Origin of the sequence: Paenibacillus ottowii (assembly GCF_006874425.1) — a bacterium.
Classification (GTDB): domain Bacteria; phylum Bacillota; class Bacilli; order Paenibacillales; family Paenibacillaceae; genus Paenibacillus; species Paenibacillus ottowii.
This window is the reverse complement of the sequence record NZ_VIJZ01000001.1, coordinates 337,488-357,704: the sequence shown is the minus strand read 5'-3', so window position 1 is coordinate 357,704 and position 20,217 is coordinate 337,488. Positions and strand designations below refer to the sequence as shown.

Genomic DNA, 20,217 nt, shown 5'->3' with positions numbered 1-20,217 from the left:
TTGTATTCAAGGATTTGCAAAATCCTCATTCATAAGCATTTACCGGAATAGACAATCGAATCTGTGTTCCCTCTCCGATTCGACTTGAAATATCAAATTCGCCTCCCATCGATTGAGCTAAATATTCCATATTCATCATGCCCAGGCCCCCGCCTGCACTGACCGCCTCACCTCCTGCTACCATTCTCGCCGTCTCAAATCCTACTCCGTCGTCATGAATAGACAGTCTAATCACTTGGGGCGTCAATTTTAACTTCACATCAATTCGCTTGGCCAATCCATGACGGATTGCGTTCCCCGCCGCTTCGGAAATGATGCGGAACAAAGCCTTTTGGTACAAATACGGAAGTGAATAATGATCACCATGGATGTCAAAATCAATTTGTACATGGTTCAGCTTGGAGAGTGTATGCAGATGACTTTTCACTGACCCCAACCAAGTTGAGCCTCCGCTTTTTTTCGAGCTTAGACTATGAATTGCCCCTTTCAGCTCTCTAACCGCTTGGTTTGCAGATTGCTGGATTAAATCAATTTGTTCCTCCACCTGCTCCTTAGGCTGATGGCACCAAGTCTGCCGGAGAGAATGCGTTGCGTACACAATACCAAAAAGACTTTGTGAGACATTGTCATGCATTTCATTGGCGATCCGGTTCTGCTCATTCGTCACAATCAACTGATTCTCGATACGCTCCAGTTCATACCGCTCCAAAAACACAGCACTCAGCTCAGCTAGGAATATCAGTTGCTGTACGAGCCAGCGTCTCCCCGTCAAACTTTGATCCGGTCCCAGCTTAAGGCCAATCGTCGCTACAAAGCGGGTCGTCATCGGTACAGTGATCATAAGGAAGTCGCCCCATTCCGGCAGATGTCGAAAGAATGGCTCGCGTTCTTCCCTGAACTCCTCCCGGTAATTCCCCAGTTCCTCAAATAGCTGCTCCTCTTCCTCTACTGTCCAGCCTGTCTGGCTGCTTGCCGGTGCATCCTCCTCCTGACTGTCCAGCCAGAAAAATGCACGGCTCTGCTTGGTTAGCTTGACAGTATAATCCGAGATGACCTGCCCCAGATTTAGTGCCTCATTATGGCTGGTCGTCTCCATAATGTGGTAAATCGACTTGATATGATCCATCGTCTCATTGGCTTGATCTTTAGCCACCTTCAGTTCGTCCTTCATGACGCGAATAACCTGCATTGCCATCGTGGTTACGATCAATACCAGAAACAAATTAATGTTCTGCAATATAAGATCCCACAAAAAATATTGACCTGGTGTAAAAAAGATATAACAAAATGTGAGCACCAAACCGATATAAGAAAGTAGGAGCGTCCAGCTGTATCTCATAGATAGATGAGCACAAGCTACCAACATGGGAGTAATCACATACCATTTGAACGGGCTATTGATCCCTCCGGTCGGGAACAGCAGCAAAATAATCCCTGCCGTTTCTAGTGCAATACTACATTTCAATACCATATCATGAAGTCTGTATTTACGGTAAATCCAAGTAAAGGCTGTAACGGATAAAAATAGAAAAACAATTAGTAATAGCTTTTGCCATACCATTAATCTAGATGTTTCGAACAGAAAAACAAGTGATGTTAAAGATAAAGATACATAACGGTATAAAAAAATCATTTTGTCTTCTGCTGACTTCTTCAACTTCATCCTGTCACCCTATTCTGTGTTTTGAAGGGACGGTGGGCATATTAGGTTTGTTTGTGTACTCTAAAAAATCATAACCAATCCAAAAATAAATAACAAGACATAAACTCTTACGTAAACGGTTACATTCCAAAAAATTTGGTACTTTTTATAACATATTTACCGTTTCAGGAAAACATTTTGGGGGTAATGTCAGAATTTATGACGTTTGTCAAGGTAATAAATCACATTTTTTGATCAACCTGAAAAAGGGACTTGCTGGTACCGCCGTGACTATAACAGCGGTATTCAACAAGTCCTTTTTATTGAATTTGGCGGTCTACTTTTTAGCCCCCGGTACGCGCCAATTCACGCATATTGGCTTCAAACGCTGCCAGTAGAGCTTCATCTCCGCTCAAACCGGTCGCCTCTTCTTTTTGGATCTGTTCAACCATACGCTTGTAATCCTTTGGAATCACCCGTACAAATTGCTGAATCGCAGTCTGCCATTCATCCAAAATACGTTGGCCTGCTTCACTACCTGTGTAAGTAACATGGCGCTGAATCATGCCGCGCAATTCCGCTGCTTCCGCAGGGTCTTCCACATCTTCCAGCAACACCATTTCCAGATTACAACGGCTTAGGAACGTTCCCTCTGGATCATGGACGTATGCAATACCTCCGGACATCCCGGCTCCAAAGTTCCGTCCGGTTCCACCCAGTACAGCTACACGTCCGCCCGTCATGTATTCGCAACCGTGATCACCAACGCCCTCAACAACAATACGTGCGCCGGAGTTACGAACGGCAAAGCGCTCGCCTGCGATTCCGTTAATGTAAGCTTCACCGCTGGTCGCTCCATACAAGGCTGTATTTCCGATAATAATGTTCTCTTCTGCCTTAAAGGTCGCTTTGGGAGATTTTTTTACAATAACTTTACCGCCAGATAGGCCTTTACCAACATAGTCATTGCTATCGCCTTCCACGCTCAGCGTGATGCCTTTCGGAATAAAGGCCCCGAAGCTTTGACCTGCCGATCCAATAAAGTTAAAGCGAATCGTATCCTCAGGAAGACCTGCCGCCCCATATTTACGTGTGACCTCGCTGCCCAGAATCGTACCTACTGCACGATTTACGTTGGTAATAGGCAAGGTACCCTCAACAGGCGTTCCGCTCTCCAGTGCTTCCGCTGCCATCGGTACCAGCTTCAGCATATCGAGTGTTTCTTCCAGTCCGTGGTTTTGGCGCTGTACACGGTAACGTACACTTCCGTCTTCCAGCTCAGGAACATGCAGCAGCAAGCTCAGATCTACGCCTTTCTTCTTCCAGTGTGAATCAGCATTCACAGTATCCAGGCAATCCGTACGGCCAATCATTTCCTGAATCGTACGGAATCCCAACTCTGCCATAATTTCACGGACATCTTCTGCGATGAAGCGCATAAAATTCACCACATGGGCAGGGTCACCCATATAATTTTTGCGCAGCTCCGGATTTTGAGTAGCCACACCAACCGGACAGGTATCCATTTGGCATACCCGCATCATAATACAGCCCAACGCCACGAGCGGCGCTGTGGAAAAGCCATATTCTTCCGCACCCAACAGGGCAGCTACGACCAAATCGCGTCCGGACAGCATTTTACCGTCTGTCTCCAATACTACGCGGTCGCGCAGGTTGTTCAGCATGAGCGTCTGATGCGTCTCAGCCAGCCCCAGCTCCCAAGGCATACCCGCATGGCGGATGGAGCCTTGCGGAGAAGCGCCTGTACCACCGTCATAACCGCTGACCAGAATAATGTCAGCACGGCCTTTGGCTACCCCTGTAGCAATCGTGCCCACGCCTACCTCTGATACCAGCTTTACGTTAATGTCAGCACGTGGATTGGCGTTTTTGAGATCGTAGATGAGCTCTGCCAAATCCTCGATAGAATAAATATCATGATGCGGCGGTGGCGAAATCAGGCCTACCCCCGGCGTTGAACCGCGTACCTCGGCGACCCAAGGATACACCTTGCGTCCTGGCAGTTGACCACCTTCGCCCGGCTTCGCGCCTTGCGCCATTTTGATCTGAATTTCGTCGGCATTCACCAGGTAGTTCGACGTTACACCAAATCGGCCAGAGGCCACCTGCTTGATCGAACTGCGGCGTGAATCACCATTAGCATCCGGGATGAAACGCGCAGGGTTCTCCCCGCCCTCGCCCGTGTTGCTCTTGCCGCCGATTCGATTCATCGCAATCGCCAAATCTTCATGCGCTTCCTGGCTAATCGAGCCGAAAGACATAGCCCCCGTTTTAAAGCGGCGCATAATCGATGCAGCAGATTCCACTTCATCTAGTGGCACAGGCCCACCAGCAGGCTTCAATTGAAGCATGGAGCGAATCGTCAAATACTGTTCAGATTCACCCTGTACCAGCTTGGCGTACTTCTTGTAAAGCTCGTAGTCTCCCGAGCGTACCGCCTGCTGGAGCAAATGCACTGTTTGCGGGTTAAACAAATGCTCTTCTCCATCGTTACGCCATTGGTATTCACCGCCCGAATCAAGCACCTTGTCGTTGCCGTCCTTATCCGTGAAAGCACGGTTATGGTGGGCCAATGATTCCATTGTCACTTCCTCCAGACCAATACCGCCGATACGGGAAGGGGTCCAGGTGAAATAACGGTCAACAAAATCCTGTTTCAAACCTACGGCCTCGAAAATTTGCGCTCCACGATAGGATTGAATCGTGGATATACCCATTTTGGACAATATTTTAACGACACCCTTGGTGGCCGCTTTAATATAATTTTTAACTGCCTTCTCGTGCGAGATGCCGCGCAGCAAACCCTGTTGAATCATAACATCCAGCGTTTCAAATGCCAGATACGGATTAACTGCACTCACACCGTAGCCCAGCAGCACCGCATAATGGTGAATATCCCTTGGCTCACCGGATTCCAGTAAAATGCTCACACGTGTGCGTGTACCCTGCTTAATCAGATGGTGATGCAGGCTGGAAACAGCCAGCAACGCCGGAATGGCTGCATTTTCCGCATCCACTCCACGGTCAGACAGAATCAGAATATTATGACCTTTGTCAATGACACGGTCGGCTGCCTCAAACAGTCCTTTCAGTGCTTGGTTTAAACCCTCAGCACCTTTCTTAGCTTCAAAGAAGATCGGAATGGTCATGGATTTGAAGCCTGGACGGTGTACGTGACGAATTTTGGCAAACTCTTCATTCGACAACACCGGCGAATCCAACCGAATTTGACGACAGCTTTCTGGCTCTGGGTGCAACAAATTGCGCTCTGGTCCAATCGTCGTTGCAGTAGACGTCACGATCTCTTCACGAATGGCATCAATTGGCGGGTTGGTAACCTGAGCAAACATTTGTTTAAAGTAATTGTACAAACGTTGCGGACGGTCAGATAATACCGCCAGTGGAGCATCGTACCCCATTGAGCCAATTGGTTCCGCACCCGTAAGTGCCATTGGCTCCAGAAGTTTGCGCAGTTCCTCAAACGTATAACCAAATGCGAGTTGCAACTGATTTACATTTTCATGTTTCGGCTCTGGCTGCTCCAGTGCTTCAGGCAGATCATCCAGATCAATCAAATGCTCATCCAACCACTGCTGATAAGGTTCTTCGGATGCGATACGTTCCTTTAACTCTTCATCAGAGACGATGCGGCCTTCTTGGGTATCCACCAGCAGCATACGTCCTGGACGGAGACGATCCTTATAAAGCACATTTTCAGGTGCAATGTCCAATACGCCCGCCTCAGATGACAGTGCAATCAGATCATCCTTGGTCACATAGTAGCGTGCAGGACGCAGACCGTTACGGTCGAGAATGGCCCCGATTTGGATACCGTCTGTAAACGCCATCGCAGCAGGTCCATCCCACGGCTCCATCAAAGTGCTGTGATATTCATAAAATGCCCGCTTTTTCGGGTCCATAGTTTCATGCTTGTTCCACGGCTCAGGCACCATCATCATGGCTACATGAGGAAGCGAACGTCCGCTCAAATACAGAAACTCCAGCGTATTATCAAACATGGCTGTATCCGAGCCGTCTGGGTTGATGACTGGTTTAACCTTCTTGATGTCGCTGCCAAACGCTTCGCTTTCAAATTGTGCCTGACGTGCATGCATCCAGTTTACGTTGCCGCGCATGGTATTAATTTCACCGTTGTGAATCATAAAACGATAAGGATGCGCACGATCCCAGCTCGGGAACGTATTCGTGCTAAAACGGGAATGGACCAGCGCGATCGCCGATGTTACCCGCTCATCCTGCAAATCCAAATAAAATTTCCCTACCTGCTCCGTTGTCAGCATTCCTTTGTATACAACCTTGCGACAGGACAAACTTGGAATATAGAACGACTCACCATTCTGATCCTCTTGGTTATAGCGAATAGCAAGCTCTGCACGTTTACGAATGACATACAGTTTCCGTTCAAAGTCCAGTTCTTCCTTCAAATCGCTACTGCGGCCGATGAACACCTGACGCACGCCAGGTTTGGCTGCTTTGGCCGATTTACCCAGCATTTCGTCATAGGTAGGTACATCGCGGAAACCCAAACAGTTTTGACCTTCGTCCATAATGATGTCTCTAAGCTTTTGCTCATGCATCTCACGAACTTCTGGATCATTGGATACAAAAAGCATACCCACGCCGTAATGTCCGGACTTTGGCAATTTGAAGCCCAATCGCTCCGCTTCCTCTTGAAAAAACAGATGAGGAACCTGAATCATGACCCCTGCTCCGTCACCGGAGTTTGGTTCACTTCCCTGACCGCCCCGATGCTCCATATTTACGAGCATGGTCAAAGCCTGACTTACAATATCGTGCGATGGTTTTCCCTTGATGTGGGCAACAAAGCCCATGCCGCAGGCATCTTTTTCGAATTGGGGATCATATAGTCCCTGTTTGGGTGGTAAACCTGTCTGTCTCATGGAACGCAACCTTTCTGTTATAAAGTCATGCTGGCCTGAAATACAGGCGGCCGAATAGAAGACAGTGGCAACAAGAGGTAAAGCAAAGAACAACTACGAGGAATGGGGGACAAAAACATAAGACGTATTCAAGGCGGTACGGTCCGCCGATACGCATGTTTTTCAATAATTATGCAATGGCTTGACTTGAAAAACACGTCGATTCCACTGATGAATCTAATTAGTTCTATCATTTTATCATTGACCTATTGTGTTAGCAATTCAAAGTTTTTATGGTTGTGATAATAAATCTTTTACATTACAGCTTCAACGTACCAATGCAAAAATGTATCATTTTTATGTATAAATATTCATTAAAAAATCAGCCTTTTCTATCCCTCCAGGGAACAGAAAAGGCTGACATAAGGAGACTTGATGAACCTGCGATTCATCAAGTGTATGCCTGCAAATTGAGAATTCGTATTAAAATTCGAGACTTTCGCCTGGCTTCAATGCTTTCCCTTCAATACCTTCTTTATGAAGACGGTCACAGAAGCCATCTCCATCCTGCTCTATACCGGGGAAAGTATTGTAATGCACCGGTATCACGCGGCTTGCCCGTAGCCATTTCGCTGCCAATAAGGCATCCTCCGGTCCCATTGTATAACCATCACCGATTGGCAATACTGCGGCATCGATGGAGTTGGTTTCCCCAATAAGACGCATATCGCCAAACAAGCCAGTATCCCCTGCATGGAAAAATGTTTTGCCTCCCATGGTCAACAAAATCCCTGCTGGCTCTCCCATATAGATCGTCTGTCCATTCACTGTCAAAGAGGAGCTGTGGAACGCCAGCGTAAATTTCACATGAAAACCGTCAAATTGGTGACCACCCCCCAGGTTCATACCGTGAGCTTTGGTCCCCAGAGATGAACAATATTCAGCCAGTTCCGCCACCGCAATCACAGGGCAATCATTGCGCTTGGCAATATCAACTGCATCCCCAAAATGATCGGCATGACCGTGTGTCAACAACACTGCATCGACCTGAATATCTTCGGCCTGTACGGTTGCTTTAGGATTACCTGTCAAAAAAGGATCGATAATAATCCGTTTTCCCTCTGCCTCCACCAAAACAACTGAATGTCCATAATATGTGATTTTCATAACATTTACGCCTCCTTTGTCACTTTCATGATTAAGATTACCTTCCTTTACCTATTATACCTATTTTGCATGCCAGCTTCACGCACACACAAAATACGTTCACGAAGCTGAACCCGTTGTTTAGAAAGGGCTGTTATTTGTCGCTTTTGGGATTTATGCAAAATACTCATTTATAAAAGGTATGATGACCGATTGTCTTTACCTTGGTACGCGAATGATGAACCGTAAGGTCCTGGGCCAACGTAAGCGAAAGGAAAAAACAGGTGTTATCAGGCACGGCTTTATGGCCATTCAAAGCAGCTGTAACTGCACGGATGCTGTCCTGATTAGGCTGAACACGACGAAGACGCCCGTTCGCAACCGGACTAAATTGCGCTTTTTGATAAATCACTGCCTGAATCGTATCGGGAAATGAGGCTGACCGCAGCCGGTTTAAGACAACGTTGGCAACTGCCACTTTGCCTTCGTACGGTTCGCCTTCTGCTTCTGCCATTACTATTTTTTGCAGCAGGAGCAGTTCTTTAGCGGAGACAGGATAGCTCCAGGTAGACAACGCCTTGTCGTTCTGAGTGAGCATTTTTGTCTTCGTAAAGTAGATGGTTGTAGGAGGGGTTAGGATTGCGGACTTGCTATGCTGGACCTCAGGCTTTTTCTTGCCTGTAACAGCGTTATTCCGAGCTTGTTCCACCTGCTTCATCTGGGAAGCGGGTAACGGAGTCGGCATGATTTCTTTCCAGCTTGGCTGCCCATGAGCAGCGACAAAGATGGGGCTTGTCCTGTTTGACCCGTTACGGGTCCCCATCCTGTCGCCATATGTAGGAACTGAAGTGTTTCCTGACCAACTCAGAGATTTCATAGGTGCATTTTTATGATTATTCTGTGTTTGCTGAACCTCAGCGTAGAGGCCTATCCCCAATATACAAACAAGCAGCACACTCAAAAGAGGTGCAAACCAACGATGTTCTTTAATAATTTCCATAATGTTCCTCCCGTTAACTTTAAGCACATTCCTCTGATATGTAACCCAAAATGCGCTTTTTGAATAACGCTGAAACACTATATCACTAAATTCGCTGATAGATCAAGGGTTTCACCTCATTAATGGGAATGTTTGAATTATTTGGTACATCGGTTTTTGCCCCATTCGTGTTGCATATAACACAAATTCCCCCACTACCCAAGACTCGCCGCTTCGGCCATTTGACTGCCACACTGACGCTGAAACGGGCTCTTCTCCTGTATACGAACGCGCTACGGTGATATGGGGTCGATAAGGCCTTTGCTCGGGTTTAAAACCCAGCGGTTCGGTAGCCCGAAGTATGGACTGGTATAGCTGATCTAGCGGCTCTCGCTGCCCGGTCACTCCTCTCCACAGTACACGCGGAAATTGTTCACGTCCAAAAAAGCCTGCCTCACCTATGCCGAGCGTGAACGGACGATGCTCAGCCGCAGCATGAGCTAGGGCCTGCTCAAGTTGTGGAATAACCGAGGTCGCCACATCACCCAGAAACTGTAGGGTCACGTGGTAATCTCTGAAGTCACTCCATTTGCGAAAAGACAAATGATTCAAATCCTGCTCCACCCAATGACGTAACTTCTTCTTGTGCTCGTTCGGCAAAGCAATCGCTGTAAAAAGCCTTTGCGATTCATTTTTCATCAACCGCTTCTCCTTTCTTATGATTATCCCGTGGATATTCCAAAAAATAGCTGTTTGGTTGGTCCCTAATCAGGGTAAGCCACTTGTTGTTATATATAATGACACCACAAGCTTGTTTCTACCCTTCTTATGCAAATTTTCCGGCAATCTGTTATCCTTGAAGGGATGGTTCGCCAGAATATATTGGAAACTCCAAAGAATTCAAACATCGAGGAGGCAATGAATCATGGGAAGCATTTTAAGTTTACATCAACTGACGGAAGATCAAAAAATACAGGTTCATGCAGCGGCTCCAGGCTACGAGTTGATTATTGGCAAGGCTCAAGAACTGAAGTCTGAACAAATCCGTGAGGCCGAGATTATTTTAGGCTGGTCCAAGCATATTGCCGAGGAGGCATTACATCCAGACAGCAAACTGAAATGGATACAAACCTGGTCGGCTGGGATTGATAAGCTGCCGCTTGCCGAACTGGAAAAGCGCGACATTGCACTCACGAATACGAGCGGTGTGCATGCGATTCCAATCACGGAGCAGATCTTTGGCATGCTGCTATCGCATACCCGTTATTTACAGCAAGCAGCTCTCTTGCAGCGTCAGAAAACATGGCAACCACCGGCAGGTCAACTGACGGAATTACGTGGTAAAACGCTGCTGATTACAGGCGTTGGCGAAATCGGGCGTGAAACCGCCCGGATCGCAGAAGCCTTCGGCATGCGTGTGATCGGGGTTCGCCGTTCCGGCAAGGAAGCTCCCCATGTAGAACGCATGTACACCAACGAACAATTGCATGAAGCATTGGGCGTGGCGGATATTGTGGTAAATATTTTGCCATTCACAGAAGAGACCCATCACTTCTTTGACGAAAAAGCATTTGCAGCTATGCGCAAAGGAGCCTTCTTCATTAATGTCGGTCGTGGCAAGACTGTTCATACAGATGCCCTGGTACGTTCACTGGAGCAGAAACATATTGCCTTTGCCGGACTGGATGTATTTGAGGAAGAACCGCTACCTGCGTCACATCCACTATGGAGCCTGGAGCATGTGCTAATTACACCGCATATTGCAGGGGATACAGACCGATATGCTGAACGAGCGGTGGACATTTTTCTTACGAATTTAAAAGCCTATGCTACGGGTCAAAAGCTGCCGCTGAATTTGGTTAACTATAAAACTCAGTATTAACAACCTACTCACAGATCCAGATTTCCCGACTCATACCTGTCTTATGGATGCGGCATTGCTCCGTAACGACCCAGCCTGACTCGGATAGCAATGTTGCCATCGGCTCCGTGCTCACGATCACTGCCCGCGCGGCCAGACGTCTCAGACTGCGCAGCATCCTTTTTTGTTCATCAGCAGGGAGCACGGAACACAGGTTATAGGGCATATCCAATATAGCTGCATCGTAAGCGCCTGTGAGCATATTCATATCTCCGAGCTTCACCAGATCCTCTTCATATCCAAAATGACGTAAATTCACTCGTGCCCCACGTACTGCCAACGGATTGATGTCACAGCCGCGAATATCTTTGCCCATACTCAATGCCTCAATCATTACATTGCCCATACCACAACACGGGTCCAACAGTTTTAAGGGGCTTGATTTTTCCTTAGAGGCAGTTAGATCTGTTGCTGCCAAATTCACAAGTGCTCTAGCTACCAAAACGGGGAGTCCAGTAGAATAATTTTGCGGCTTCTGACGACGTTCCTGCCATGATCTGTCGCTATACTCGCACTTGCCCATTAGCCACCGTTCTCCTACCCGTATGACTCCTAGGGTGACATCCGGCATCTTCATTTGCGCCTGCCCCTGAATACGTGCGCCAATCCGGCGTTCTATCCCGCGTCGTTCATCATAGTCGGCCCCATTGTCCCCTTCTTTAAGGCACAGCACCTTAAAAGTCTTTCCTTGCTCCAACTGTAACATAGAAGCCGCTTCACATAGTTCCTCCAGCGTGTCCGCATTGATGGTGATATCCAGACGAAGATGGATAAACGGGCTGACTCCCGGCTCCAGCCGAAGATGGGACAACAGCATGGAACTATGCATGGGCTCCTGACCAAATAAGCATTTTAGTTCCAAAAGGCACAGCTCACGCTCGGTTTCATGACACGCATAGGTATAAATGTAGCTTGATTTCATTTCACTCATATTCGTTTCGTGTTTATTCATGTTAGAATCTCTTTTCATCATTTCATTTGGATTCCAGACTGGAATTCATCGCCTCCGCTATGAGTCGGTAGGAAAGAAGCCGCTGCTCATAATCGGGAATGGGTGTGACCAGTAGAAACTCATTATTATCATATTTGATCTGCAAACTACGCAACTGATCAGCAATAACCGCTGGTGTCCCCACCAACCAACTGGCCCGTACCGCCGGATCGCCTAATGAAATCTGAGCAGCCCATTGCTGCGCCAACTCATCCGTCAAAGCACATACTGCTCCTACAGCAACCATAGTACGCGGCTTGTCCATCCGGGTGGATGGCTGAAAGTGAGAGCGGTAAATGCTTAGCATTTCTTCCGTTTGCTGTTCACTCATAAATTGGCCAAATACATAGCCTGTTGAATACCTTGCAGCATATTCGGCACTTTTTCGGTTGGTACCCAGCATCCACAGTGCTGGCGGCTGATCTGGCATCGGACGGGCAATCACAGGGGTCTGCTCATATTCATATGTGCCTTCCAATAAAGCCAATAGAGCTTCCATCTTCTGTGGCAGCTCGGTCACATGTTGAAGAAAATTGCCACTTAGTGCCATCGAAGCATGAGGTCCCCCGCCAGGGGCTCTCCCCAGCCCCAATTCGACTCTGCCCGGATATAGAGCGGCCAGCAGATGAAACCATTCGGCGACCTTGACTGGACTATAATGCGGAAGCAATATAGCTCCCGCACCCAGTCGGATTGTTGTCGTCACCGCCCCGATATGAGACAACAGCACTTCTGGACTGGAGGAAGCCAGCCCCTCCATATCATGATGCTCGGAGGTCCAGTAGCGTGTATATCCCCACGCTTCCGCCTGTCTCGCCAACTCCGCTGCCCATTGAACCGCTTGCTCCGGGCGAGTGCCGGGCAGCAGCGGTACCATATCAAGTACACCAAGATTCAACGAGTTAATAGCTAAAGATTGAGGTTGCATATACGCCTTCCCCCCTCCCTTATATCCGTTCTAAACGAGTTTCTTCTACTATATAGGGTTAAATAAAAGTGTTAGTCCAGGTCATAAATGGAACCCACCTTCAGACCATATAACTCATTATAAATTTTTTCAGCAAACGCATCGGTCATGCCTGCAATATAATCGATGACCATATGCTCCCATGTCCAGATCGGTTTTGCCTTGGCTTGGTCGCGCTCATAGCGCTGGAGCCAATCGGTTGGAATAATGGACTTGGATGTTTCAGGGTCCAGGAAAGCCAACCATAACCGTCTGAGCATCCATTCACTGCGTTTTTGCAGACGCTGCACGCGCAGATCGCGGATCATGGTGACCCAAGCGAAGCTTTTTAACACACTCACCGTGCGCAGCATATCCAAATCCTCGCTTCCATCCCGTACAAAGGTTACCTTCTTCCAATTTCCATCATCAATTACACCTAAACTACTGACAAACAGACTGACCCAGTATGCCTTCACCTCACGGCGGGTGCGAGAATAGTCGTGTTCGCATATCGGCATCTTGCCATTCCACACCTTCAAAAATTCGCTTAGCACTGCCGCTACCTTCTGTTCAATCTCAGTCAGTTGCCAGCCTTGCCAGAAGCTATCCTCCAGCGTAGTGATCTTCTCCGTAATCAGACGAATTAAGTATGGATCATATAAGAAATGTTCGTGCACTTCAATTTTCCCTGCCTTAATCCCATCCTCCAGATCATGCGCGGAATAAGCAATATCGTCGCACAGGTCCATGAGCTGGGCCTCCAGCGTTTTTTTACCGTCAGGGATGCCCCAATCCTCACGGATCGAACGTATATATTCCCACTCATGCAGGTACAACCCTTTTTTATTCAAAATTCCTGGATACGGGTATTTGTTGATTCCGAGCAACACCGCGTCCGACAAATTCAAACCATCCACATTTTCACGCTTCTCCAAAAACATTATCAGCCGAAAATTGTGCGCATTCCCTTCAAAATGCTCATAAATTTGTCGCTCACGCGCATAGGCCTCAAGTCCACGCTTGGACTCTGGCGTAAAGCCGCCAGCTGCGGATATCTTTTCTACCTTTGTCTCTATCAGTTGATCCAAAATCCCGTCCAGTACCTCTTCTCCCTTGTGCCCGAACGGTGGATGTCCAAAGTCATGTGCGATCGACGCACACTCCACCACCTCAGGGTCAATGATCAGTCCTGCATTATCCGCCTGTTCCAACTCTACCTCTGGATGACGGCGCAGCAAGCTTCGTGCTGCCTCACGGGCAATTTGCGCTACCTCCAAAGAATGTGTCAACCGTGTGCGATAATAGTCGCCTGTGCCTGCGCCAAATACTTGTGATTTACCCTGCAACCGACGGAAAGTCGGTGAATGGATCAATCGGGAATAATCCCGTTCATATGCCGCCCGTGAAGCGTCGCTTCGTGTCTGCTCCGCAAATTGCCGATGTTCTCTCTTGTTTTGCCATGTCATAAAGCCCACTCCCTACGTACTCAATTGGAGTGATTATACATTTTTTTCACGCCTCAGGAAAGTTCACATGACTTTCAGCAATGAAAATTATTTTTGGCGCCATTGCACAGACAGTGATCTTACCGAAACATCAAGAAATATCATAATAAAGAGGTGTCCCTCCAGCCGCATATTCAGGCCAGGGAACACCTCAGAAAACGAAACCAAGTTCTAATGCTTTGCTTTCGGGTCCAAAACATCCCGCAGGCCATCCCCCATCAGATTAAAGCCCAAAACAGTTAGCATAATGGATACACCCGGAAAAATAACCGTCCAAGGTGCATTTTGGATATATTGCCGCGAATCGGATAACATTTTGCCCCACTCAGGCTCAGGAGGTTGTGCACCCAAACCGAGAAATCCGAGCGCTGCTGCTTCAATGATGGCCGTTCCAATCCCCAATGTTCCCTGTACGATGATCGGTGTCAGGCTATTAGGCAAAATATAACGGAGTATGATGCGCCGATTATTAGCCCCGAGCGCCCGCGCAGAAGTTATATACTCCTCCGTTTTAACACTCAGCACCTTGGAGCGAACCAAACGTCCATACGTAGGCACATTGACAATGGCAATAGCGTATAATGCATTTTCCAACGACGGCCCGAGAATCGCCACAATAGCAATTGCCAGCAAAATGCCCGGAAACGCCAGCAAGATATCGAATAGGCGCGAGATGATCATATCAGCCCATTTTCCGTAAAAGCCCGCGATTAATCCCAGAGCAGTTCCTACAATCATCGAACCAATAACGGACAAGAAACCGACCCATAACGAGATTCTGGCGCCATACAGCGTACGAGTCAGTAAATCTCGACCCAGATCATCGGTACCGAACCAATGCTCTGCGGAAGGAGGCTGCAAGCGGCTTACCAAATTTTGCTCTTTATAGTCAAAAGGAGCAATCCAGGGCGCGATCAAAGCAATGATGACAAAGAAGATAATAATGCTCAGACCAACTAATGCCATCTTGTTGTGGCGAAAAGCTCTCCACGCATCTCTCCAAGGGCCTGACACGACAGGCGAATACGCCAATGGACTGCGTGTTGTCGGTATGTTATTGGGTTGCATTGAAAATTGTGACATCGGACAACCTCCCCTCTGACCCATTGACGACTTGATTAATGATAATGGATACGCCGGTCAAGAACGGCATACAGCAAATCGACAATCAGATTAATGATGACGAACAGGAACGCAATGATCAAAATTCCGCTTTGGATAACCGGATAGTCCCGCGAGCTTATCGCTTCAAAAATGTACCGCCCAATGCCAGGCCAGGCAAATATGGTCTCTGTCAGTACGGCGCCTCCCAGTAGAGAGCCGGTCTGAAGACCGATGACAGTAAGCACGGGGATAGCGGCATTTTTAAGTGCATGTTTGTACACCACTTGAAAAGATGCCAGCCCCTTCGCCCGAGCGGTGCGGATATAGTCCGCATCCATCACCTCCAGCATGCTGGAACGGGTAATACGCGCTATGACCGCCATTGGAATCGTGCCCAGTGCGATACTGGGCAGGATCAAATGCTTGATGACGGTCCACACTTGGTCCATACGTCCACCTATGAACGCATCAATCACGGCTAAATTCGTCACAGCTTCCACTGGATCACGGGAATTCATGCGTCCGATGGAAGGGAGCCAATGCAGCTTATTAGCAAAGATCCACTGCTCCATCAAGCCCAGCCAAAAAATCGGCATCGATACTCCGACCAGGGCAATCACCATACTGACATAGTCAAACCAGGAATTTCGCTTCCAGGCACTCACAATGCCTGCATTCATACCCACGACAACGGCAAAAAACATGCTTGCGACCGTCAACTCCAGCGTAGCCGCCAGATAAGGGACCATTTCCCGGGCAATCGGCTGCCTGGTGCGAATGGAATCGCCCAAGTCCCCTCGTGCCAGCTCACTTAGATAGGTCCCATACTGCTGTAACCACGGCTTATCCAGCCCTAATTGCCCGCGCAGCGCCTGTTTGGACTGCTCCGTGGCCTTGTCCCCCAGTATCGTTTCCGCCGGATCACCGGGAATAGCATGAATAATCGAAAACACGATAAGCGTCATACCCAGCAATACCGGAATCAATATAGCCAGCCTTTTTACAATATATGAGTTCATATGCTATTCACCGCCTGCTTGCGTTTAGGCTATTCAAAATAAACATTACTGTACGATTCGGTGCCTGTTGGAGAAGGAACAAACCCTTTAAGGTTAGTTTTCCCGGCCATTAAAGGTGTCGTGTGTACCAGTGGAATCCATGGCGCATCCTTTTTGATGATTTCCTGCGCTTGCTTGTACAGCTCAGTACGTTTGTCCTGATCCACTTCCGTTTGAGCTTTTACTAGAATTTTATGCAGCTCCTCGTTCGCATAGAAACTGCGGTTATTACCTGGAATTGTATCCTTGTCCAATAGGGTGTACAGGAAGTTATCCGGATCGCCATTGTCCCCGTTCCAGCCCAGCATGTACAAATCATCCTTCTCCCCAGCCTTAAGATCATCCAGATACGTAGCCCATTCCGGAGATTGAATGTTGACTTTGACGCCTATTTTCTCAAAATCCGCCTGAATGGCCTCTGCTACCTTTTTGCCGTCAGGCATGTATGGACGAGATACAGGCATGGCATAGAAGATTAGTGGCTCTGGAAGCCCGTTAGGGAAGCCCGCTTCCGCCAGCAAAGATTTAGCCTTATTCAGATCATAGGCGTAGTCCTGAATGCCATCATTGTATCCCCATAACGTAGGTGGCATCGGATTAACCGCTGGCTTAGCCTGTCCGGCAAATAGTGCATCAATAATAGCTTGCTTGTTTACTGCGTGGTTCAATGCCTGCCGCACCTTGGGATTATCGAATTTCTTTTTCTTCAAATTAAACCCAATGTACGCAATATTGAAAGGTGGACGTTCAATTTTCACCAACTCACTGTTACCTTCTAACTGCTTCACATCATCCGGGTTCATATCTTCCATCAGATCAATTTCCCCGTTTTGCAGCGCATTATATCGTGCAGTATTGTCGGGGATAGAGCGCACAATGACCTTAGCCAGCTTGGGCTGTCCCTTCTTCCAATAATTCGGATTTTTCTCCAGTGTAATGGAGTCATTCCGCTTCCATTCTTTAAATACAAACGGTCCTGTACCCACCGGATTGCTTTTGAAATCAGCCTTTTTCTCCTGCACAGCCTTGGGACTAGCAATCCCAAATGAAGTCATAGCTAAATTTTGCAGAAAAGGAGCCTGCGGTTTATTTAATGTAAATTGAACGGTGCTGGCATCTACTGCCTTGACCGATTTGATCACCCGGCTTTTTTCGGAACCAAACATGGAGTCATAATAGTCAAATGAGTCTCCCTCATATTTATATGGACTTTTCGTATTAGCCCAGCGCTCGAAGTTAAACACGACCGCCTCTGCATTAAAGTCAGTCCCGTCGTGGAATTTCACACCCTGCCGCAGCTTGAATGTGTACACCAAACCATCTGGAGACACTTCCCAGCTCTCAGCTAATCCGGGTTGTACTGTGGTTGTACCGTCCTTGTACTCCAATAGGGAATCAAATACCTGATGTCCAATCTTTAGGGATTCGCTATCTGTTACAATGGCAGGATCCAGTGCCACGGAATCCCCACCTCGCCCATAAATTAACGTGTCCTGCACACCTTCCCCCGCTCCGCCTGGCGATTTTCCTGCCTCTGGTTTTGCACCTTCACCTGCTCCTCCACAACCGGAAAGCGCCAAAACAGCTCCTAGCGCAAGTACCAGCAGTACTGTCCAGATGTTGTGTTTTGCGTATTTTTTGCCCATGCAGCAAGCCCCTTTCACACCTTATATATTGTTAATTCGTTGATACCGGATGAATACCAAGTCCTATGGATTGGTATGACAAGCTTGTCCTCAAGCTGTAGTCCCAAGTTCAGAGTTCATCCAATAGGTGTAGTAGTAGGGAAAGTATGGGGGTTCTGGACAGGCTTTTATCGTAAAATACTGGCAGAAGCACTCATAATCTAGTGGTGTATGTAAGAGATGTAGTAGGAAAATTGAATAGATGTAATGTCATAAAAGAGAGGATTATGTTAGATCATGGAGAATGTGTGATATATACTCACAGATAGTGAATACTTGTTTCAAAATAAGTTGATTATTGGATACTTTACTATAAAATCTGGAAGCAGACAAGGGGGTTCTTCATACATTACGATATGTTTTTATGCATCATGTTAATTAACATCACAAATCAACTTACACGTTCATATCAAATAAAACTCCTGCTTGTGGTCGTAAACCTACAAGCAGGAGTATGATCTTTCTCAAAGAAGCATTCATCACTGAACCTACAGACACGGCCTGACTCCTTTTACGATGAAAAAATGCCACAGAAACTTTATAAGTAAACATCTGCCTCTTACAACACCGCTTCCATCCTTTAAATCCCAACTCCCAGCTATGTTCTAAAATAAAGAAACATACAGGGGCCGTCGCAGCTCGGTCCTGCTGATAGATATGCTGCATTTTCACCCAATGACTCACACTTTATAAACGCTCTAGTAAATTACTTGGTGATTTTAAACACACCTAGACGGTTCAACACGACCAGCAAACGATAAAAATCATAACTGCTTGGCAGTTTCGTATCCACAATCGGGCTTGCCGGATTAACTGCAACAGCAGCAGCCATCGCTTCCTTGGCCCAGGCTGGTACAGGCATAGCCTGACGCGCCTCCAGTTCAGCTACTCGCTGATCCACCTTTTTAATATAAGCGCTCTGTTCATTTAATGTTTGCTTGAGCACATCTCTGCTGTTTTCAAGGGCGGCCACCTGCTGCTGCAGGGCCTTAAATACTGCTTTTTCCTCCGCTGTCATGGGTTCTTCCCCCTCTTCTCTTGCAAATGCTTGGCGTAACTCAGCCTCTGTTCCAGCATATACATTCAGATCAACTGGCCCTTGGATGCCTTCAACCCGTCCACTATCACTGTATTGCCAGAAATCCCAATTCTTCCATGGTGTGGTATCACTAGGCACTCGTGTACTACTGTAACGCGCAATCCATAGCTTATAACTACCCAACGGGGCTTTGAAATGGGCAGCAAAAGCATTGCCCGTATATACCATCGGCTTGCAACCGCTGACTCGCTCAAATTCCGTCAAAAATGCCAGTGCAATCTCATGAATTGCGGCTGAGCTAAGCCCTCCCGGATTGTTTTCATAATCCATGACCGCTGGCAAGTCTAGCGCTTTCGCACCCCCTACCTGATCCAGCACCTCGGCGAAATGCCTGGCTTCCGCTTTGGCTGCGTTTACAGTGGTCGCATCTACAAAATGGTAAGCTCCAAGTAAAATTCCGGCTGCCCTGATCCCTTTTGCATTCGTGATAAATGTCGGATCAATGTAACGCTGTCCTTGACTTGCTTTAATAAATGCAAATGATTTGCCATCGGCTCGCACACGTTTCCAATCAATCGTTCCCTGATATCGGGACACGTCAATGCCTTCGGCCGCGTTAGGGCTGCGACTTTGCATAAGGCGCTCCCCCCTGTCATTCATAATGTTGTAGCACTCTGTCTCTGTTATATATGCTTGGACCAAGGAGCCGGTATGGGCTTTTCCACTTTTATGCCGAAAAAAGGCGAAAAGACCATCTTCCTTTTTTTTGCAAGGGCGACGGTCAGCACTTTATGAAGCTTTATTTTCTTTGTCGGAAGGGTCGGGTGGCTTTATTTTTTCCCCACTCGATTTGGACTCAAAAATGGCTACCGCATTCCGCAAAATATCCGGCATCGGCACTCCCATTCTGCCCACATTTTCTATAATGGACAACAGCTCGTTCGCTAAATAAAAGAAAACGACGGCATCCCGGAAGTAATGTGCATCCCCGAGAATACCGTCGATCAGATGAGCTACCGTAATGAGTAGAAACACGGTAACCTTGCGAAAAATACCGTAATACCCTTGGCGGCTTTTCAGCTCTCCATTAATCCAGGCCGCTGCCCATCCGGTGAAAAAGTCGATCACGACCATCCACCACAGCAACGTCAACATTGTGGTCCACCCCCCGAAAAAATAACCGATCAAGGTCCCCGTGGAAAACCCCAGCCAAATCTGATCGATCTTTTCATGCATGTTTGTTCCCCCGATCTGTTGGTCAGGAAAAATTTCCCGA

Annotated in this window: 14 protein-coding genes; 1 reads left to right on the top strand and 13 read right to left on the bottom strand. The window is 47.5% G+C overall.

The genetic code is table 11. The annotated features are described in order from the left end of the window. Positions 1 to 25: 25 nt before the first annotated feature. The 5 genes from FKV70_RS01630 to thpR all read right to left on the bottom strand — a co-directional run bounded on the left by FKV70_RS01630 (position 26) and on the right by thpR (position 9,388). Positions 26 to 1,663, bottom strand: coding sequence for a sensor histidine kinase (locus FKV70_RS01630; protein WP_063207703.1), 1,638 nt, complete (start codon positions 1,661 to 1,663; stop codon positions 26 to 28). Positions 1,664 to 1,986: 323 nt separating this feature from the next. After that, entirely contained in the window at positions 1,987 to 6,585 is a 4,599-nt protein-coding gene (gene gltB, locus FKV70_RS01625) for a glutamate synthase large subunit (RefSeq protein ID WP_142611634.1), read from the bottom strand. Between the two features lie 462 nt (positions 6,586 to 7,047). Next, a complete protein-coding gene (locus tag FKV70_RS01620; RefSeq protein WP_063207697.1) occupies positions 7,048 to 7,731 on the bottom strand; it encodes a metal-dependent hydrolase in 684 nt (227 codons plus the stop codon). A 166-nt stretch (positions 7,732 to 7,897) separates the two neighbouring features. Beyond that, positions 7,898 to 8,710 carry a cell wall hydrolase gene (locus FKV70_RS01615; RefSeq protein WP_063207694.1) on the bottom strand — a complete coding sequence of 271 codons (813 nt, stop codon included), beginning with the start codon at positions 8,708 to 8,710 and terminating at the stop codon, positions 7,898 to 7,900. 111 nt (positions 8,711 to 8,821) lie between these two features. Continuing rightward, a complete protein-coding gene (thpR, locus tag FKV70_RS01610; RefSeq protein WP_142611633.1) occupies positions 8,822 to 9,388 on the bottom strand; it encodes an RNA 2',3'-cyclic phosphodiesterase in 567 nt (188 codons plus the stop codon). 226 nt (positions 9,389 to 9,614) lie between these two features. Here thpR and FKV70_RS01605 point away from each other — a divergent pair, with 226 nt between their 5' ends. Next, positions 9,615 to 10,571 (top strand): D-2-hydroxyacid dehydrogenase, encoded by a 957-nt coding sequence (locus FKV70_RS01605; protein WP_142611632.1) that lies wholly within the window; start codon positions 9,615 to 9,617, stop codon positions 10,569 to 10,571. Positions 10,572 to 10,575: 4 nt separating this feature from the next. On the opposite strand, the gene FKV70_RS01600 is transcribed toward FKV70_RS01605, so the two are convergent. The 8 genes from FKV70_RS01600 to FKV70_RS01565 all read right to left on the bottom strand — a co-directional run bounded on the left by FKV70_RS01600 (position 10,576) and on the right by FKV70_RS01565 (position 20,177). Then, a complete protein-coding gene (locus FKV70_RS01600) occupies positions 10,576 to 11,562 on the bottom strand; it encodes an RNA methyltransferase (RefSeq protein WP_142611631.1) in 987 nt (328 codons plus the stop codon). Positions 11,563 to 11,584: 22 nt separating this feature from the next. Beyond that, the gene (locus tag FKV70_RS01595; RefSeq protein ID WP_142611630.1) at positions 11,585 to 12,529 is read right to left on the bottom strand and encodes an MsnO8 family LLM class oxidoreductase; all 945 of its coding nucleotides are present in this window, start codon (positions 12,527 to 12,529) and stop codon (positions 11,585 to 11,587) included. Between the two features lie 71 nt (positions 12,530 to 12,600). Beyond that, a complete protein-coding gene (locus tag FKV70_RS01590; protein WP_064795471.1) occupies positions 12,601 to 14,016 on the bottom strand; it encodes a deoxyguanosinetriphosphate triphosphohydrolase family protein in 1,416 nt (471 codons plus the stop codon). Positions 14,017 to 14,226: 210 nt separating this feature from the next. Continuing rightward, on the bottom strand, positions 14,227 to 15,138 hold the full coding sequence (gene nikC, locus FKV70_RS01585) for a nickel transporter permease (protein ID WP_142611629.1): 912 nt from the start codon (positions 15,136 to 15,138) through the stop codon (positions 14,227 to 14,229). A 35-nt stretch (positions 15,139 to 15,173) separates the two neighbouring features. Further along, positions 15,174 to 16,178, bottom strand: a complete 1,005-nt coding sequence (locus FKV70_RS01580) for an ABC transporter permease (RefSeq protein ID WP_142611628.1) — start codon at positions 16,176 to 16,178, stop codon at positions 15,174 to 15,176. Positions 16,179 to 16,207: 29 nt separating this feature from the next. After that, entirely contained in the window at positions 16,208 to 17,863 is a 1,656-nt protein-coding gene (locus tag FKV70_RS01575; protein WP_142611627.1) for an ABC transporter substrate-binding protein, read from the bottom strand. A 745-nt stretch (positions 17,864 to 18,608) separates the two neighbouring features. Then, a complete protein-coding gene (locus FKV70_RS01570; RefSeq protein ID WP_142611626.1) occupies positions 18,609 to 19,577 on the bottom strand; it encodes a glycoside hydrolase family 25 protein in 969 nt (322 codons plus the stop codon). Positions 19,578 to 19,730: 153 nt separating this feature from the next. Next, positions 19,731 to 20,177 (bottom strand): phage holin family protein, encoded by a 447-nt coding sequence (locus FKV70_RS01565; protein ID WP_142611625.1) that lies wholly within the window; start codon positions 20,175 to 20,177, stop codon positions 19,731 to 19,733. Positions 20,178 to 20,217 lie beyond the last annotated feature (40 nt).

Coding starts and splice junctions, on each gene's coding strand:
- gltB (WP_142611634.1), bottom strand. CDS start 6,585: ATGAGACAGACAGGTTTACCACCCAAACAGGGACTATATGATCCCCAA.
- FKV70_RS01600 (WP_142611631.1), bottom strand. CDS start 11,562: ATGAATAAACACGAAACGAATATGAGTGAAATGAAATCAAGCTACATT.
- FKV70_RS01575 (WP_142611627.1), bottom strand. CDS start 17,863: ATGGGCAAAAAATACGCAAAACACAACATCTGGACAGTACTGCTGGTA.
- FKV70_RS01605 (WP_142611632.1), top strand. CDS start 9,615: ATGGGAAGCATTTTAAGTTTACATCAACTGACGGAAGATCAAAAAATA.
- nikC (WP_142611629.1), bottom strand. CDS start 15,138: ATGTCACAATTTTCAATGCAACCCAATAACATACCGACAACACGCAGT.
- FKV70_RS01630 (WP_063207703.1), bottom strand. CDS start 1,663: ATGAAGTTGAAGAAGTCAGCAGAAGACAAAATGATTTTTTTATACCGT.
- FKV70_RS01580 (WP_142611628.1), bottom strand. CDS start 16,178: ATGAACTCATATATTGTAAAAAGGCTGGCTATATTGATTCCGGTATTG.
- thpR (WP_142611633.1), bottom strand. CDS start 9,388: ATGAAAAATGAATCGCAAAGGCTTTTTACAGCGATTGCTTTGCCGAAC.
- FKV70_RS01565 (WP_142611625.1), bottom strand. CDS start 20,177: ATGCATGAAAAGATCGATCAGATTTGGCTGGGGTTTTCCACGGGGACC.
- FKV70_RS01615 (WP_063207694.1), bottom strand. CDS start 8,710: ATGGAAATTATTAAAGAACATCGTTGGTTTGCACCTCTTTTGAGTGTG.
- FKV70_RS01620 (WP_063207697.1), bottom strand. CDS start 7,731: ATGAAAATCACATATTATGGACATTCAGTTGTTTTGGTGGAGGCAGAG.
- FKV70_RS01590 (WP_064795471.1), bottom strand. CDS start 14,016: ATGACATGGCAAAACAAGAGAGAACATCGGCAATTTGCGGAGCAGACA.
- FKV70_RS01570 (WP_142611626.1), bottom strand. CDS start 19,577: ATGCAAAGTCGCAGCCCTAACGCGGCCGAAGGCATTGACGTGTCCCGA.
- FKV70_RS01595 (WP_142611630.1), bottom strand. CDS start 12,529: ATGCAACCTCAATCTTTAGCTATTAACTCGTTGAATCTTGGTGTACTT.